Origin of the sequence: Streptomyces durbertensis (genome assembly GCF_014156695.1) — a bacterium.
Lineage (GTDB): Bacteria > Actinomycetota > Actinomycetes > Streptomycetales > Streptomycetaceae > Streptomyces > Streptomyces durbertensis.
The window spans coordinates 1-17,106 of the sequence record NZ_WMLF01000069.1; the positions used below are offsets into that span (position 1 = coordinate 1).

The following is a 17,106-nucleotide window of genomic DNA, read 5'->3' on the forward strand; positions in this document are numbered from 1 at the left end:
GCCAAGATCACTGCCATCCCAGCGCTTCAGTCCCGCGCCGCCACCCGGTAGCCCGCTCGCAGCACACGACCGCATTGGGCGGCGTTCGCCACCGGCAGCCACACCTTTCTCTGCGTGGACGTTCAGACCCACGGTTCGGCGAATCTGGTGCTTTCTGTCGCACGCCGAGGGCAATACCGTGGAAGCCCTGACCTGACTCGGAGAGAGTGGGCGCATGGACCGTCGAGGCTTTCTGACGATTACTGGCGGAGCCCTGGCCGGCGTAGCGGCGAGTTGGGCGGCAGCAGAGCCCGCGTTCGCCGCAGCCCTGGACGGCGACCGAGGTCCTCGCCTGGATCAACGCCTTGGATCAGAAGTCCCAGGCTCAGGTCGTGGACGCCATCGACAGGCTCGCGGAGGGCGGCCCCGCCCTGGGCCGTCCGCTCGTCGACCGACTCGAAGGCTCTCAGGTCCACAACCTGAAGGAGCTTCGCCCCGGGTCGGCAGGACACTCCGAAATCCGTGTCCTCTTTGTCTTCGATCCGTGGCGATCAGCGATCCTCCTCGTGGGCGGCGACAAGTCGGGGAACTGGTCGAACTGGTACCGCCAGGCCATTCCACGCGCGGAGGAGCTGTACGTCGAGTACGTGAAGGAACGCGAAGCCGAGGAGGGACAGCGATGACAAAGTTTCCCAAGTGGAGTGACGTACGCGCCGACGTCGTTGCGGATGCCGGCGGCGAGGAGGCTGTAACCGAGGCCCGTAAACGCAACCAGGCGTACATCGACGGGCACCGACTGGCAGAACGTCGCAAGTCCCTTGGCATGACACAAAGCGACGTCGCAGAACTGATGAACGTGACGAAGAGCCGCGTCTCACAGATCGAGCGCGGAGAAGTCTCCACCGTGGAGGCGATCGCACGCTATGTCGCCGCTCTCGGCGGTCAGATCCAGATCTCGGCGGTCTTCGGCGACGACCTCTACATCCTCCGCGGCACGGACACTCACGCCGCGTAGGCCAAGAGTGTTCATGGGCATCTGGCACCGTTGGGGGGCGGCTTGGCTGTGCGGGAGACTCGCGGCATGGTGAGTCTGCGTGTCCTCACGGCGGAGGACTGGTCGTTGTGGGAGAAGGCCCGGGTGGCGGCGCTGGCCGAGGCGCCGCAGGCGTTCAAGTCCCGCGTCGAAGACTGGCCACGGGGTGACCGGGAGCGGTGGCGGGCGCGGATGGGCATCCCCGGCTCGTACAACGTTGTCGCGCTTCGAGGTGACGATCCCGTGGGGATGGTGCGGGGCGTACCCGGCGACGGCGAGACATGCGAACTCCGGTCGTTGTGGGTCAGGCCCGACTTGAGGGGTGAAGGGCTCGGGGACCGGCTCATCGAAGCCGTGGCGACATGGGCCCGGAGGTCAGACTTCGTCGCGCTGAGGCTTGCTGTGATCCCAGGGAACGAGCCCGCGCTCGGCCTCTACCGGCGCCACGGGTTCAGCGTCACGGAGCAGCCTGGCGAACTGCTGCCCGACGGTGTGATCAGGGAGCTGGTGATGGTCAAAGGGCTTCGGTAGAGCCGGCAACTCCGTAAGCCTTCGCTGTTGCGACGCTGTGGCCGTCGTCTCGCAGTTCTGGATCCGTGCCCGATGCGTGCCCGTCAGGGTGGTCATTCACGATCGGCAAGAGTGCTCAGCGACCGGCCGGGCGATCACCGACGCGTTACGTTTCTGCAGTTCAGGTGGTCGGCGGGGTGCCTGGCATCGGTGATTCCCAAGCTCAGAGCGCGGGTTCGATTCCCGTCACCCGCTCCATGAAAAAGCCCCGGGCCAGCGGCCTGGGGCTTCGTCGTTGTCTTACCTGTCACGGCCTGCCTTGCCCTCCGCATGCCCCAACTCTCGGGAATGCCCTGCTCGGACGGCTGGCCGCGCACCACACGCACCACCTGGGGCCGGACGCCTCCTGGATGCCGCCCCCTTGAGGTCCGGACGAATCCGGAGCGGACGCCCGGCGCCTCTCCCCGAAGTTGGGGCACTCCGCAGCAGGCCGGGACGGCCACCGAGAATGCCCGGTCATGCCCACGGACCAGAACCTCGTTCCGCTTCTCCCGACGCACTCGGCGCCCGTGGGGTTCGGTGCGGGAGCGGTCATCGGTGTTCCGGGCGAGCGACCGCCTCACTCGCGTCCTCACGCGCGGTACCGGGCCCTCCGAAGTCGGCGCGGGCCGGCTCGTTGGCCCGAGGCACAGGCTTTGGCAGCCAACCTGCCGACGCTAAGGTGAGGCGCCGTACTCGACGGATCGCTTCCCTGAGGGAAGACCGCTCCCCTGGGGTAGGTGGGAATGGGGCTCATGAATGCGGACCATGTGGGGCTGGTCGTCGCGGCGCAGGCCGGTGACGATCGGGCGCGCGAGGAGCTGATCGCCGCGTACCTGCCGTTGGTCTACAACGTCGTCGGGCGAGCGCTGAGCGGACACGCCGACGTCGACGACGTCGTCCAGGAAACCCTGGTGCGTGTGGTGCGCGACCTGCCTGCCCTGCGTGCCCCGGAGAGCTTCCGGGCCTGGCTGGTGTCGATCACGCTCCGCCAGATCAATACCCACTGGCAGCGGCAACGCGCCTTCGCCGGCCGGACCACGGTCATCGACGAGGCAGGCCAGATACCGGACGTCGGTGCCGAGCCAGAGGACGTCACGATCCTGCGTCTGCATCTGTCGGACGAGCGCCGGCAGGCCGTCGAAGCGGGCCGGTGGCTCGACGAAGACCATCGGGCGCTGCTGTCGTTGTGGTGGCAGGAACGCGCCGGCTCGCTGAGCCGTGACGAGATCGCCGCCGCGACGGGACTCACCGTCGCCCACGTCGGCGTACGCCTGCAACGCATGCGTGAGCAGTTGGAACTGAGCCGGGCGATCGTCGCCGCGTTGGAAGCCGACCCGCGCTGTCCGGAGTTGGACAGGACCGTCGTCGGCTGGGACGGTCTCCCCGCGTCGGTGTGGCGCAAGCGGATCGCGCGGCACACCCGCGGCTGCCCGGTCTGCATGGCGACGACGACAGAGCGGGTTCCGGCCGAAGTACTGATTCTCAGCCTCCCGGCGCTGACCGTCCCGGCCGGACTCGTAGCCGCGCTGGCCGCCAAGGGCTTGCTGTCGGGTAGCACCGCGAGCGCCGCCGGGCTGGCCATGGCACACGTCGCCGCCGACACGGCGACGGCGTCAGGGAATCTGCACAGCGCGCTGATCGGCAAACTCCACGCGATGACCGCTCCCCAGCTGGTGAGTCTCGCCACCGGCGCGGTGCTCATCGCCGGGACCGCCACCTACGCGGCCTGGCCCGAACCGGCGCACCGGGAGCCCGGCGTCGTCGCCACTCCTATGGTCGGCGACCCCACGGTCGGCGCGCCCACGCCGATCCCGTCGCGTACCACCCCGTCGGCCGAACCATCCCCGGCGAGTCCGTCCGCCGTCGCGGGCACTGTTCCGCTGGGCGCACAGTCGCTGGAGTCCGTGGACCAGCCCGCGCTGTACCTCACGTATGCCGGCGACTTCGCGACGCTCGGCCGGGTCTCCGCGTCCAGCAGCGCGCAGACACGGCAGCGGGTCACCTTCACGGTCGTCGGGGGGCTGGCCGACTCGCGGTGTGTCACCTTCCGCGCGGCCGACGGCCGCTATCTGCGCCATCGTGACCTGCGGCTGCAGCTGAGCGGCGACGACGGCAGCGAACTGTTCCGTGAAGACGCCACCTTCTGTCCGCGCCCCGGGGCAGCCGCCGGGTCGGTGACCCTGCACGCGCACAACTATCCGGGGTCGGTCATCCGCCACCGCGACGGTGGCGTCTGGCTCGACGGCTCCGACGGCACTCGGACCTTCGCCGAGCAGGCTTCCTTCATCGTGCGCAAGGGCTGGGCCTGAGAACCGCTCATCGAGCATGTGATCCGGCTTCGATCCGTAGCGTCGACGGCTGCCGCCGGCCCGAGGACCTTCACTGGTGGTCAGGGCGGCGCGCCTTCCACGGCGACGACCAGGCCGCGGGGCTCGGCGTAACGCTTTCCGCCCGCGAGATGCATCACTGAGCAATCGTCCGGACAGCGCGACTTTTCTGTTACGAGACCCCGAGTTCGGCGGCCTCCATTGCGTGGGGTGTCCTTCCCGCCGCTCACCATGACGTGCCCGGCGTGGCAGGCGCCCCGACTTCCCCCTTGACGTATTTCCGGAAGAAAGCCCCCCAAATGACGCGACACGCCCGCACGATCACGGCACCCAGGGTGACCCGCGACCTCCGAGGAGAAGCATGAAGGGCCTGCACCGGCTGAGCCGGCCTCGCCGAACAGTGGCGGTTGGACTGTCGGCCGCGGCGGTGCTGGCCGGTGTCGTGACGCTCCTCCCCAGCTCCGCCGGAGCCGCGAACCTGGCTACGCAGGCGTCCCCCTCGGGCAGGTACTTCGGCACCGCCGTGGCCGCCGGCAGACTCGGCGATTCGGCATACACCGCGATCGCCGACCGGGAGTTCAACATGATCACCCCGGAGAACGAGATGAAGTGGGACCACATCCAGCCGTCCCGCGGCACCTTCAACTTCGGCCCCTCCGACCGGATCGTCAACCGTGCGAGGGCGAACGGCCAGCGCGTGCGCGGCCACACCACGGTCTGGCACTCGCAGCTCCCGGCCTGGGTCGGCTCGATCGGCGACGCGAACACCCTGCGCAACGTGATGCGCACCCACATCACCACCACGATGAGCCGCTACAAGGGCAAGATCTATGCCTGGGACGTGGTCAACGAGGCGTTCCAGGACGGTCCCAGCGGGCAGCTCCGTACCTCGGTGTTCCAGAAGGTGCTCGGCAACGGCTACATCGAGGAAGCGTTCCGCACCGCCCGTGCGGCCGACCCCTCGGCCAAGCTCTGCTACAACGACTACAACATCGAGAACTGGTCGGACGCCAAGACGCAGGGCGTCTACAAGCTGGTCAAGGACTTCAAGTCCCGCGGCGTGCCGATCGACTGCGTCGGGCTGCAGAGCCACTTCGGGGCGGAGGGCCCGCCGGCGAGCTTCAGGACCACCCTGGCCAACTTCGCCGCCCTGGGCGTCGACGTCCAGATCACCGAGCTGGACATCGCCCAGGCATCGCCCACGCACTACGCCGACGCGGTCAGAGCCTGTCTGTCCGTAGCCCGGTGCACCGGCATCACGGTGTGGGGCGTCCGTGACAGCGACTCCTGGCGCAGCGGCAAAAGCCCGCTGCTGTTCGACAACAACGGCAGGCCCAAGCCCGCGTACACCGCCGTCATGAACGCCCTCAGCTCCGGCCCGGGTACCACCCCGAGCAAGCCGGCCGACGGTACGGGTACGGGTACCCGTACGGGGGAGATCAAGGGCGTGGCCTCCGGCAGCTGTGTCGACGTCCCCTCCTCCACCACCGCCAACGGCACCCGAGTGCAGCTGTGGACCTGCAGCGGGCAGGCCAACCAGCGCTGGACCCACACCGCCGGCAAGCAGCTGAAGATCCACGGTGACAAGTGCCTGGACGCCAAGGGCAAGGGCACCACCAACGGCACCCAGGTGGTCCTCTGGGACTGCAACGGCGGCGCGAACCAGCAGTGGAACATCAACACCGACGGCTCGATCACCGGCGTCCAGTCCGGGCTGTGCCTCGACGCCGTCGGGGCGGCCACAGCCAACGGCACCAAGATCCAGCTGCACGCCTGCGCGCCCGTCGACAACCAGAAGTGGAGCGCCCCGTCCGGGTCGGGCGGCGGCACGTGTGACCTTCCGTCGACGTACAAGTGGAAGTCGACCGGTGCCCTGGCGCAGCCGGGGAACGGGTGGGGCTCGCTGAAGGACTTCACCAGCGTGGTCCACAACGGCAAGCACCTGGTCTACGCGTCGAACTGGTCGGGGTCGTCGTACGGCTCGATGGCGTTCAGTCCCTTCGGCAACTGGTCGGACATGGCGTCCGCCGGACAGAAGGCGATGAGCCAGCCCGCGGTCGCGCCCACGCTGTTCTACTTCGCGCCCAAGAAGATCTGGGTCCTCGCGTACCAGTGGGGGTCGTGGCCCTTCATCTACCGGACGTCGAGCGACCCCACCGACCCCAACGGCTGGTCCGCGCCGCGGCCGTTGTTCACCGGCAGCATCACCGGATCCCCCACCGGTCCGATCGACCAGACCCTGATCGCCGACGACCAGAACATGTACCTGTTCTTCGCCGGTGACAACGGCAAGATCTACCGGGCGAGCATGCCGATCGGGAACTTTCCCGGCAGCTTCGGCTCGTCCTCCACGACGGTCATGAGCGATACGGAGGCCAAGCTCTTCGAGGCCCCCCAGGTCTACAAGGTCAAGGGCCAGAAGCAGTACCTCATGATCGTTGAGGCGAAGGGCGTGCATGGGCGCTACTTCCGCTCGTTCACGGCCTCCAGCCTGAACGGTTCGTGGACCCCGCAGGCCGACAGCGAGAGCAACCCCTTCGCGGGCAAGGCCAACAGCGGTGCCACCTGGACCGACGACGTCAGCCACGGTGACCTGGTCCGCGACAATCCCGACCAGACCATGACCATCGACCCCTGCAACCTGCGGTTCCTCTACCAGGGCAGGTCCCCCACCGCGGGCGGCTCCTACGACCGACTGCCGTACCGACCGGGCCTCCTCACCCTGCAGCGATGACCGGCCCGATCAACCGTGGAACACAAGGAGAACACCCCCCGATGAAGAACCCCATGAACGGCGGGCGCCGCGGGCGTCACCGCCGTCGCTGGAGCGCCACTGCCCTGCTGGCCGCTATCCCTCTGGGCGTCGTGCCGTACGTCCTGTTCACCCAGGAGGACTCGCAGGCCGCGACGGTCGACAGCGACGCCTACTACCGGCTGGTCTCCGTGCACAGCGGCAAGGTGCTGGACGTCAGCAGCTTCTCCACCGCTGACGGCACACGTATCCAGCAGTACACCGACCAGAACACCGCCAACCAGCAGTGGAAGCTGCGGCCCGCGGGGGACGGCTACTACGAGCTGGTGAACCGCAACAGCGGCAAGGTGCTGGGCATCACGGGTGACTCGACCAAGCAGGCGGCCGCCGCCGAGCAGCAGACCGACAGCTCCTCCACCTCGCAGGAGTGGCGGATCAGCAAGGTGAGCGGGTCCGACGCCGTCACCTTCACCTCCCGCAGGAGCGGCCTGGTCCTGGACGTCCACGGAGCCTCCAAGGCCCAGGGCGCGCCCGTCATCCAGTACCCCGACCGGGGCACCGCCAACCAGCAGTGGAAGCTGGTGAAATCGCCCGGGACCCAGCCCGGGACCCAGTCGCCCGGGACCGGCAACGGCCGGACCAAGCCCGCGGCAGGACCGTACGTGTGGCAGAACGCCCAGGTGGTCGGAGGCGGTTACGTCACCGGCCTGGTGTTCAACCCGAAGGAGAAGGGCCTGCTGTACGCGCGTACCGACATGGGCGGCGCCTACCGCTGGGACACCGGGGCCGAGCAGTGGATACCGCTGACCGACTGGGTCGGCGAGCAGGACTGGAACCTGCTGGGCATCGACTCGGTGGCGACCGACCCCGTCAACCCCGGCCGGCTCTACCTCTCGGCGGGTACCTACACCAACAACTGGGCGGGCAACGGCGCGATCCTGCGCTCCAGTGACCGGGGCCGCACCTTCCAGCGCACCGATCTGCCCTTCAAGGTGGGCGCCAACGAGGACGGCCGCGGGGCGGGTGAACGGCTGGCGATCGACCCCGCGAACCCTGACACCCTCCTGCTGGGTTCCCGCAAGAACGGCCTGTGGCGCAGCACCGACCGTGGTGTGACGTGGAGTCAGGTCTTCTCGTTCCCCGTCAAGGACGGGGCGAGCAGTGGTGCGGGCATCTCCTTCGTGACGTACGGCCCGGCCGGGAGCAAGACGGTCTACGTCGGAGTCTCCGACAAGTCCACCTCCCTGTACCGCTCCACCGACGGCGGCAGCACCTGGCAGGCCGTCCCCGGTCAGCCCACGGGCCAGTTGCCGCAGAACGGCGTGCTCTCCGGTGACGGTTCGCTGTACCTGACGTACACCAACGCCCTCGGCCCCAACGGCGTGACGGCGGGTTCGGTGTGGAAGCACACGCCGGTCGACGGCAGGTGGAAGGACATCTCCCCGTCCCAGGGCAACTACGGGTTCTCCGGCGTGGCCGTCGACCCGCGGAAGCCGTCCACGGTGATGGTCACCACCCTCGGCCGCTGGTGGCCCGAGGACGAGTTCTACCGGAGCACCGACGGCGGTGCGACCTGGAAGGCGCAGGGCGCGAAGTCGAAGCGGGACGCCGCCGCCGCGCCGTACGTCGGTGAGGGCGTCGGGCACTGGATGACCGCCCTGGCCATCGACCCCTTCGACTCCGGGCACGCGATGTACGGCACCGGCAGTGGGATCTGGCGCAGCAAGAACGCCGACGCCACCGACAGCGGCGGCACCAGCCACTGGCACGTGGGGGCCCGAGGGCTGGAGGAGACCGCGCTCCTTGACGCGATCGCCCCGCCCGGCGGCGCCAGTGTGGTCACCGCCATGGGTGACCTGGGCGGCTTCCGCCACGACTCCCTTACCGAGGTGCCCGACGGGCGGCTGAAGAACCCGATGATGACCAACAGCACCGCCATCGACTTCGCCCAGTCCAAGCCCACGCTGATGGTCCGCGTCGGCCGTGGCGGTGCCCAGGACGGCGCCTTCTCGACCGACGGCGGCAGCACCTGGACCGGCTTCACGTCAGAGCCTGTGGCCAGCGCCGACAGTGGTCACGTCGCGCTCGCGGCGGACGGCTCCGCCATCGTCTGGACCCAGCACGGGCAGGCCCCCTACCGCTCGACCGACCGGGGGGCGAGCTGGTCGAGGGTCAGCGGCCTGGGCACCGGCGCCGTGGTCGTCGCCGACCGCTCGTCCGCCAGCACCTTCTACTCGCTGAACGGCGGCACGCTGTACGCCAGCACCGACGGCGGCGCGACCTTCACCGCCCGCGCCGCCAACCTGCCCACCGGGCGGCTCACGGCCGTCCCCGGTGTCGCCGGGGACCTGTGGATCTCCGGTGGGGGCAAGGGGCTGCTGCACTCCACCGACGGCGGCCGCACCTTCACCACGCTCACCACGGTGAAGTCCGCCTCCGCCCTCGGCTTGGGCAAGGCAGCGCCGGGCACCTCCTACCAGGCCCTGTACCTGATCGGCACGGTCAAGGACGTCACCGGAGTCTTCCGCTCCACCGACAAGGGCGCGACCTGGCTCCGCATCAACGACGACGCCCACCAGTGGGGCGCCATCGGCAGCCAGGGCGTCATCACCGGCGACCCCGACACTTACGGGCGCGTCTATGTCGGCACCAACGGACGCGGCCTCCTGTACGGCGACCCGTCCTGACCCCTATGCCCGAGCGGGGCCGCAGGCACAACGGCCTGCGGCCCCGCCGCAGCTGAGGGAAGACGCCTCCCCACCCCCTCGACGGGACGCCGTGCCACAACGTGCCGGCAGGGGCGGTAAACAGCGGTCAACAATGGGCCCTGCGAAGCATCCAGGACGAGGTCGTCCACGCGCGTTCCTGCAGGTCAGGCGCCATGCGCAGGCTCAAGTACCGGGTGATTCCCAAGCTCAGAGCGCGAGTTCGATTCTCGTCACCCGCTCCACCGCAGACCCCTCCAGGTCAACGACCCGGGGTTGTTTGTCGAGTGGGCGAGTACGCACCCGCGTGCCGGATAGGCGCTGCGGAGCGAGTCTCTCGTGCGGACTGTGCGGACGTGGTCCGCTGGCTGTTCCTGGTCAGTACAGCGGTGTTGCCGCTTTCAGGATCAGGAAGAGGCTCACGGCGGCGTTGGCGGACGAGAGCGCGGACGCGGTGGCGCCGGCGGCAGCCGCCCACGCGGCGAGGCCCACCGCGGTGAACACCGGTGGCCAGTTCCGTGGCGCGGGCGTCGGCTCCAGCAGTGCGGCGACCCTGCGCGGGACGGGGCCCGGGGAGGCGAAGTCCGGGATGCCGACCGCCGGCGCGTAACCCCGGGAGACCAGGGCGGCCCGGCCGACCGCTCTCGCCACCAGGCGGCGGTCGCCCACCCGCGCGGCGGCTTCCTCGTCGGCCCACCGCTCGGTGGTGTATCCGACGGCGGTGCGGAGCGGGCGGAGGAACGGGTTGGCCCGCGCGGCGATCTGCACGGTGAGCAGGAAGCGGTGGTGGCGGTGGGTGAGGTGGGCTCGCTCGTGGGCGAACAGGACGCGGCGCTCCGGGCTGGTGAGGGTCCGGAGCATTCCCGTCGTCGCGACCACTCGGCCGGGCTTCCCGGGGAGCGCGTACGCGTAGGGGAGTTCGTCGGGCAGGACGGCGACGGGTCCCGCGGGGAGTCCGAGAAGGGCCCGGGTGGCGCGGGAGCGCAGCCGGTGGTGGCGCCAGGCCGTTCTGGCGCAGGCGGCCAGCACGGCGCCGAGGGCGGGGATGGACGCCTTGCCGGCGACCTCGTCGTAGGGCACCGCGTCCTGGACCCTCGGGGAGGACCAGCTGTCCGGCAGGGGGTTGCCGGGGAGTTGTGCGGTGCCGACGACCATCACCAGGGCCAGGCAGAGGGTGCTGCAGACCGCGAGGACGGCGGCGACGACGGTCAGCAGCCAGGTCGCGCCCGCGGGTGCAGGTGCCGCTCGGCCAGCCGCGCTATCGGCCACGCGGACAGCGGCAGGACCAGGGGGAGGAAGACGAAGACGCCCACGCGTCAGCCTTCGGGCTCGTCGAGGTCGCGGGCGAGGAGGCCGCGCAGAAGCTGTTCGTCGTCGGGCGGCAAGGCGGTGACGAACCTGGCGAGGACCGCTTCGCGATCGGCCTCCGCGTCCAGTAGCCGGCGCAGCCGGAGTGCCGCGAGCCCGGCCTGGTCGGCGACCGCCGTCCACTCGAAGGCACGGCCCGCTCGTCGTCGGGTCACCGCGCCCTTGGCGCGCAGCCGGGTGAGGATGGTGATCACCGTGGTGTAGGCGAGTCCCCGGCCGAGACGCTCCTGGACCTCGGCGGCGGTGACGGGGCGGGCCGCGCTTCGTAGTGCGGCCAGCACCTCGCTCTCCAACTCGCCTTGCGCCCGGCGGGCGTTCGGGCGGCCGGACCGCCCCGCGTCGGCCTCGGTCATGTTGCCCGCCTCTCGCTGTCCACTCTCACTGCTCGGTCTCCCCGGGAGCTGACCCGGTCTCGTGGCGCCCGGGATCCGACGTGATCGCCGCCGGAGGGGCGGGCGGTCCACCGGCCGCCGCCTCGCGCCCGCCGGTTTCTCCGGCGGGGGCGGGAACGCTCCGGCGCGCACGGTTCGTTCGCCTTCGTGTCCACCCGTCCTCCAGACCTCCGGGATCCGCGCGTGGGTACCGCGCGCTCAGGCGTGCATGTTACGAGCGTTCGGGCCCGCATCGTCTCCTCCGGTGCCGCGGGGACGACGACGGGCGGTGGACGAGGGCGGATCGAACCGCACCCACGTACTTCTACACTGCTGTAGATTCAGCGTTCCGGGCAGCCTCCGGGCCTGCGGCCACTGTTCGGCCGGGCCCTGTGCGGGAGAGGAAGAACGCATGGGTGTGACGCTCGCCGAGGACGGCAACGTCGCTCCGGGCACGCCGCGCCTCACTGAGGTCTCCGGAGCGGCCGAACGAGCCGCCGGCGCCCTCGCCGCGTCCGACGGCGGGGGTCCGCCGCGGTCCGGCTCGAGGAGGACGCCGCACCCGCGCCCGACCTGAAGCGCGAGGTCGACAGTCGCGGCACGCGCGCTGCGGGCCTGCCCCGCGGCGCGGCGGCCGGCCGTACGTCCTTCCAGGCTCCACGTCGACCGCGCCCGCCGGACTCCGGTCCCCGCGGTGGACGGCAGAACCCACGACACCAGCACAGGGATGAGCATGAACAAGCAGGTGGCGCTCCGCCCCGAGGACCGGGCGGCGTTCGAGAACGCGCTGCAGCGGGCGCTCGACGCACCTGACATCCGTACCGCGCTCGGTCACCCCGGAGCGCGGCACACCGTCGACGGCCTGCGTGCGCGTGCCCGCGCCGCCGCGGATTCCCTCGCCGCGGAGGCGGCGCCGGAGTACGCGGCACTGCTGGAGGTACGGGCCCGTGCGAAAACGGAGATCGGGGAGCACCAGCGTGCGGAGGACGCGAAGGACGCCGCGGCCGCGCTCGCGGTACTCACGCCGATCCTGGCCGCCGCCGCGACGGTCGTCTTCCTCGTGTTGGGCTACGGCCTGCGCCTGGCCGGGGCCGCGGGGCCCCTCGCGAAGGCGCTCGTCAGTGTGGGTTGGGGCGCGGCGGCCGTGACCGGGGTCGCCGGGCTCGCGTCCGCGGCCGGGCTCGCCCTGACGGTGAGACGCCACCGCGTCCTGGCGAGTCCGCCCCCGCCGGACGCCGTCGCGCAGGCGCACGCCGACTGGCTGAACGCCCTGATCGAACGGGGCCTGCTGCCTTGCCTGCGCCGCGAACTCCGCCTGCACGGAACCGGGGACGCGACGGCCCGCCGAGCCGGACCCCGCGCGTGACGGGCAGCCGACTCGATCAGGTGGAGGCCGGACTTCGCCAAGCCGGAATCCGGGAGGGAGGAGAACGGGCCCCTCGCCGCACTCCCCTGCCGATGGCCGGTGGCGGCCCGCCGCCAGGGACGCACCCGCCGGGGCGTGTGCCCGTCAGCGCCGGTCCGGGCCGCCCCGCACGACGGCGACCGGGCACGCGGCGTGTCGCAGGACGTCCTGGCTGACGGACCCGAGGAGCAGCCCGGCGAAGCCGCCGCGGCCTCGTGCTCCCATGACCAGCAGCTGGGCGCCCTCGCCGCACTCGACGAGGACCCGGCTCACCTCTCCGGCGAGCAGCCGGGTCGTCGTGCCGCCCTCCGGCCCGCCGGCGCGGCCCGCGACGGCGAGCGCCTCGGCGAGCACCCGTTCGCCCTCGGCTCGGGACCGGCCCGGGCGGGCGTCCGCGCACACGTGCACGATCAGTAGTCCGCCGTCCCGCAGCGCGGCCTCCGAGGCGGCGAAGCCGACAGCCGCCCGACTCTCCTCCGAACCGTCGGCGGCGACCAGCAGCGGACCTTCGGGACGGGCCCTGCCGCGCACGACAAGCACCGGGCTCCGGCTGTGTCCGGCCAGGTGGACGGCGACCGAGCCGACGAATGCGCCGGTGATCCGGCCCATGCCCCTGCTGCCGACCACGACCAGGGCGGCTTCACGCGACTCGGCCTCCAGCACCGCCAGCGGCTCGCCCGCCACGACCGCGTGGACGACCTCCACGTCCGGTGCCCGGACGCCGGCCCTGCGCACCGCGTCGTCGATCACGCGCTCGACGTCCTCCCGCAACGCTCCCCCCACCGGACCGAGCAGCGACGGACCGGTGGGGACGTGCATGCCGGGCCAGACGAACGCGTGCACCAGGCGCAGTACGGCCCCTCGCAGCCGTGCCTCCACCGCCGCGGCCTCCACCGCCTCCAGGCTCGCCGGTGATCCGTCGACGCCCACGACGACCACGGGAGGTTTCATGAGCCGTTCCTCGTCTCCTCGCGACGGAACCGGTCGGCGCCGTCCGCGCCGCGCCGACCGCCGGTTCTCCTCAGCGTCCCTCTGGACGGCCGGCCGCGCCAGACCGCACCAGACCCCGCCAGGGGCCCGGACGCGCCCCCCGCGCTCCCTCCCGAAGGGCATGCGGGGGCTTCTACAATGTTGTAGATTCTCGTCGGCCCCGAACGTCCGATCCCGCCCCGCTTCGTCTTCGCCGGAGGAGAGAAAGCCAGTGGCAGCGCCAAGGGCAGGAGTGTGGCAGACCGACACCCGGCGCGTCGGGTGGCGAAGGCGCCGTACCGTCCGCTCCCGGCCACGCCGGCCGACGGACGCACGCCCGTGGGCGCTCCCGGCCCCGGGGCCGATCCTCCGGAACCGTCTCTCACCCAGCGCCGCGACCAGCGTGAAGGAGTACTGACGCAGCATGCTCGACGACCTCAAGAACCTGAAGAACCTGAAGAACCTCAAGGACAAGGTGGAGGACCTCGCCGAGAGCCACGGCGAGAAGATCACCGAGGGGTTGGAGAAGGCCGGCGACTTCATCGACGACAAGACCTCCGGCAAGTACAGCAAGCAGATCGACACCGGCGTCGACAAGGCCCAGGAGTTCGTCGAGCGCCTGGGCGACCGCAAGTCCGGGGATTGAGCCCCGGAGCACGACGCGCACCCGGTGCGGGTCTCCCCCGGGCCGCCACATGGCCCCGGGGGAGAGCCGCGCCGCGCTCGCGCCTACGCCGGGCGGCTGTCCAGCAGGCGGGCGAGCAGGTCGTCGAGCGTGATCAGGCCGGTGAGCCGGCCCTCGGCGTCGCGGATGACGGCGAGGGACGCGCGGTGCCGGCGCAGCTGCTCGACCGCGTGCGAGAGGCTGTCCGTGCCCCGCAGTTCCGGTACCGGCCGGGCGAGCCCGCGGGCGGTGGCGGCGCGTTCCCGCGCGCGGGCCACCAGCGCGTCCCGCGCGTGCACGGAGCCGAGGACCTCCGCCCCGTCCGTGACGAGCAGACGTGCCCGCCCGGCGGTGGTCGCGGTCGCGAGGATCGCCTCGACGTCGGCGTCGGCCGGCACGGTGACGATCTCGGACGCCGGGACTCCCAGGTCCGCGACAGGGGTCTGCGGCTCCGTCAGGGAACGGGTGATCAGTTCCGACTCGGCCCTGTTGATCAGCCCCAACCGCTCCGACTCCACCACCAGGTGGGTGAGTTGCTCGCGGTTGTGCACCGACCGGAGCTCGTCGCGCGGCTCCACCCGGCACATCCGGACCAGCGCGTTGCTCACCGTGTTGAGGACCAGGATGACCAGGCGCACGGTCCTGACCACCGCCCGGAAGAGCGGGCTGAGCAGCATCGCGGAACGTTCGGGATGCGCGATGGCCCACGACTTGGGGGCCATCTCCCCGATCACCATGTGCAGGAAGACCACCAGTGCCATCGCCAAGGCGAACGCGATGCCGTAGCTGAGTCCGGCGGGCAGCCCCAGGCTCACCAGCAGCGGGTCGATCTGGTGGGAGATGGCGGGCTTGGAGATCGACCCGAGCCCGAGCGTGCAGACGGTGATACCGAGCTGGGCGCCGGCGAGCATCAGGGAGAGCTCGCGCATCCCGGCGAGGGCGGCCTTCGCACCGCGCTGGCCGTTCTCGGCGGCCTTCTCCATGCGGTGCCGCTTGGCCGCGACGAGGGCGAACTCCGCCGCCACGAAGAAGCCGCTGCCGGCGAGGAGCAGGACGGTGACGAACAACGCCATGGGGAAGCTCATGCCTGGGCCTCCTCAGCCGCCGAGCGTTCGATGCGGACCCGTTCCGGGACGTGGCGGTCCAGGCTCATCACCTCGATGGTGACGCCCTCCACGGTGACCCGGTCCCCGATGGCGGGAAAGCGTCCGAGCCGGTCGATGACCAGGCCGGCCACGGTGTCGTAGTCCTCGTCGTGAGGCAGCGCGATGCCCGTGGCGTTCTCGGCCTCGTCCACACGCCGCCCGGCGTCGACGACCCAGCCGTCGCCGTCGGCGACGGCGAGTTCGACGACCGTGTCGGTCTCGTCGGCGATGTCGCCCACGAGTTCCTCGGCGATGTCCTCGTACGTGACCACGCCGGCGACGCCTCCGTGCTCGTCCAGGACGACGGCGAACTCGTCGTCCCGCTCGCGCATCTGCGCCACCGCCTCGGGCAGCGGAAGCGTGTCGGGAAGCAGCAGCGCGGGCCGGGCGGCCTCCGCCGCCGTCATGCCGTCCAGCCGGGACGCCGGCAGCCGCATGAGCTCCCACACCCCCGCGACGCCGCAGACGTCGTCCGGGTGGTCCCCGAGCACCGGATAACTGGAGTGGCCGTGCTCGGCGATCACCGCCGCTGCCTCCGCGAGGGTGGTGTCCTTGTGGAGGAAGACCGCGTCGACGCGCGGGACCATCACCTCGTCCAGCGTCCGCTCGGAGAACTCGAGCGCGTGGTCGAGCAGTTCCGCGGTGTCCGCGGGCAACTGCCCGTGCTCGTGGGACTCACCGATCAGGTGACTGAGCTCCTCCAGGGTCGCTCCGTGGCGCAGCTCCTCCACCGGCTCGATCCCCACCTTGCGGAGAAGCCCGTTGGCGGCACTGTCGAAGACGTGGACGACCGGGCCGACGACCTTCAGGTAGAGCAGCGTGGACGAGGCCAGGGACTTGGCCAGCCGCTCGGGCACGGCGAGCGCCAGGTTCTTCGGGGCCAGCTCGCCGACCACCATCTGGAGGACCGTGGCGAGGGTGAAGGCCGTGACCACGGACACCGCCGTGGCCGCGCCTCCGGTCAGCCCGATCGCGTCCAGCAGGGGCCTCAGCAGCGTCGACACGGACGGCTCGGCGAGGAAGCCGACCACCAGCCCGGTGACCGTGATGCCGAGCTGTGCGCCGGAGAGCATGAACGAGAGCCGCCCCAGCACCTTCAGCGCACGGGCGGCACGCTTGTCCCCCGCCTCGGCCTCACGGGCGAGCGCGAGGCGGTCGGCCGCGACGTACGCGAACTCCTGCGCGACGAAGTACCCGGTACCCGCCGTCAGGACAAGGACGGCGACAAGTCCGAGAACGGCGGCGGTCACCGAGCCCCCGCCGAAGACCTGTCGCGGTCACACGACGCGACACCGGGCAATCGATGACCAGCCCCGGGGGGCTCCGTCGGTCTGGCAGGCAAGACGAACTCCTTCACGAATCTGTCTGTCGGAAAACCCGCGGCGGCCGCTGCCGCCTCGTCCGGCGCGGGGGCGCCTCCACCCCCGCCTCCGGAGGGAACGCCGGGGGCGTCACGGGGAGCCACGGGCCGGACGTCGGTGTGCCGGCAGCGGCCCGGACCGGCCCCTCGACCTCTCGTCCACCCCGCGTCCACCTTCCTCCGCCGCCGCGATCCACAACCGCCCCCTCCTACTTCTACATGCGTGTAGACCTCCGTGTCCGTTCAGACGATATGCCGAGCCGGCCGCGAGACGGAGCGACGGGGCCACGGAAGGGGCGGAGGTCGCGGCCCGGCACGTCCTGGGGAACCCGGCCCCGACACTCCGGCGCGTCCCCGCGAGAGCGAGTACGCGCGTCGTCACCGAATCGGGCGGCCCCCGCCCGCGCGTCGCAGTAGGTTTCCCCCCGGGGCGTCACCGCCTCGCGGACGGCGGCCCGCCCCGTCCCGTCCCATCC

Annotated in this window: 12 protein-coding genes and 1 pseudogene; 8 read left to right on the top strand and 5 right to left on the bottom strand. The window is 71.2% G+C overall.

Features of this window, described 5'->3' with window-relative positions; translation table 11 throughout:
* Positions 1–371 precede the first annotated feature (371 nt).
* The 6 genes from GL263_RS07260 to GL263_RS07285 all read left to right on the top strand — a co-directional run bounded on the left by GL263_RS07260 (position 372) and on the right by GL263_RS07285 (position 9,330).
* Positions 372–662, top strand: coding sequence for a type II toxin-antitoxin system RelE/ParE family toxin (locus GL263_RS07260; RefSeq protein ID WP_438947928.1), 291 nt, complete (start codon positions 372–374; stop codon positions 660–662).
* Positions 659–994: a helix-turn-helix domain-containing protein gene (locus GL263_RS07265; RefSeq protein ID WP_182854758.1), complete on the top strand. Its 336-nt coding sequence runs from the start codon at positions 659–661 to the stop codon at positions 992–994. The genes GL263_RS07260 and GL263_RS07265 overlap by 4 nt, the downstream gene beginning before the upstream one ends.
* 66 nt (positions 995–1,060) lie before the next feature.
* On the top strand, positions 1,061–1,543 hold the full coding sequence (locus tag GL263_RS07270; protein WP_182854759.1) for a GNAT family N-acetyltransferase: 483 nt from the start codon (positions 1,061–1,063) through the stop codon (positions 1,541–1,543).
* Between the two features lie 773 nt (positions 1,544–2,316).
* Positions 2,317–3,873, top strand: coding sequence for a sigma-70 family RNA polymerase sigma factor (locus tag GL263_RS07275; protein ID WP_228456191.1), 1,557 nt, complete (start codon positions 2,317–2,319; stop codon positions 3,871–3,873).
* A gap of 379 nt (positions 3,874–4,252) precedes the next feature.
* Positions 4,253–6,625 carry a non-reducing end alpha-L-arabinofuranosidase family hydrolase gene (locus GL263_RS07280; RefSeq protein WP_182854761.1) on the top strand — a complete coding sequence of 791 codons (2,373 nt, stop codon included), beginning with the start codon at positions 4,253–4,255 and terminating at the stop codon, positions 6,623–6,625.
* Positions 6,626–6,666: 41 nt separating this feature from the next.
* On the top strand, positions 6,667–9,330 hold the full coding sequence (locus GL263_RS07285; RefSeq protein WP_182854762.1) for an RICIN domain-containing protein: 2,664 nt from the start codon (positions 6,667–6,669) through the stop codon (positions 9,328–9,330).
* 396 nt (positions 9,331–9,726) lie between these two features.
* On the opposite strand, the pseudogene GL263_RS07290 reads toward GL263_RS07285, so the two are convergent.
* Positions 9,727–10,661 (bottom strand): annotated as a pseudogene (locus GL263_RS07290) (M56 family metallopeptidase).
* Positions 10,662–10,664: 3 nt separating this feature from the next.
* Positions 10,665–11,069, bottom strand: a complete 405-nt coding sequence (locus tag GL263_RS07295; protein ID WP_182854763.1) for a BlaI/MecI/CopY family transcriptional regulator — start codon at positions 11,067–11,069, stop codon at positions 10,665–10,667.
* Positions 11,070–11,820: 751 nt separating this feature from the next.
* On the opposite strand from GL263_RS07295, the gene GL263_RS07300 reads away from it, so the two are divergent.
* Positions 11,821–12,453 carry a hypothetical protein gene (locus GL263_RS07300; RefSeq protein WP_182854764.1) on the top strand — a complete coding sequence of 211 codons (633 nt, stop codon included), beginning with the start codon at positions 11,821–11,823 and terminating at the stop codon, positions 12,451–12,453.
* Between the two features lie 144 nt (positions 12,454–12,597).
* On the opposite strand, the gene GL263_RS07305 is transcribed toward GL263_RS07300, so the two are convergent.
* Complete coding sequence (locus tag GL263_RS07305) at positions 12,598–13,443, bottom strand: universal stress protein (RefSeq protein ID WP_182854765.1); 846 nt, start codon at positions 13,441–13,443, stop codon at positions 12,598–12,600.
* 442 nt (positions 13,444–13,885) lie between these two features.
* On the opposite strand from GL263_RS07305, the gene GL263_RS07310 reads away from it, so the two are divergent.
* Positions 13,886–14,107 (top strand): antitoxin, encoded by a 222-nt coding sequence (locus GL263_RS07310; protein WP_182854766.1) that lies wholly within the window; start codon positions 13,886–13,888, stop codon positions 14,105–14,107.
* A gap of 83 nt (positions 14,108–14,190) precedes the next feature.
* Here GL263_RS07310 and GL263_RS07315 read toward each other — a convergent pair whose 3' ends face one another.
* Both GL263_RS07315 and GL263_RS07320 read right to left on the bottom strand, forming a co-directional pair.
* Positions 14,191–15,210, bottom strand: a complete 1,020-nt coding sequence (locus tag GL263_RS07315; protein WP_182854767.1) for a hemolysin family protein — start codon at positions 15,208–15,210, stop codon at positions 14,191–14,193.
* Entirely contained in the window at positions 15,207–16,520 is a 1,314-nt protein-coding gene (locus GL263_RS07320) for a hemolysin family protein (protein WP_182854768.1), read from the bottom strand. The genes GL263_RS07315 and GL263_RS07320 overlap by 4 nt, the downstream gene beginning before the upstream one ends.
* Positions 16,521–17,106 lie beyond the last annotated feature (586 nt).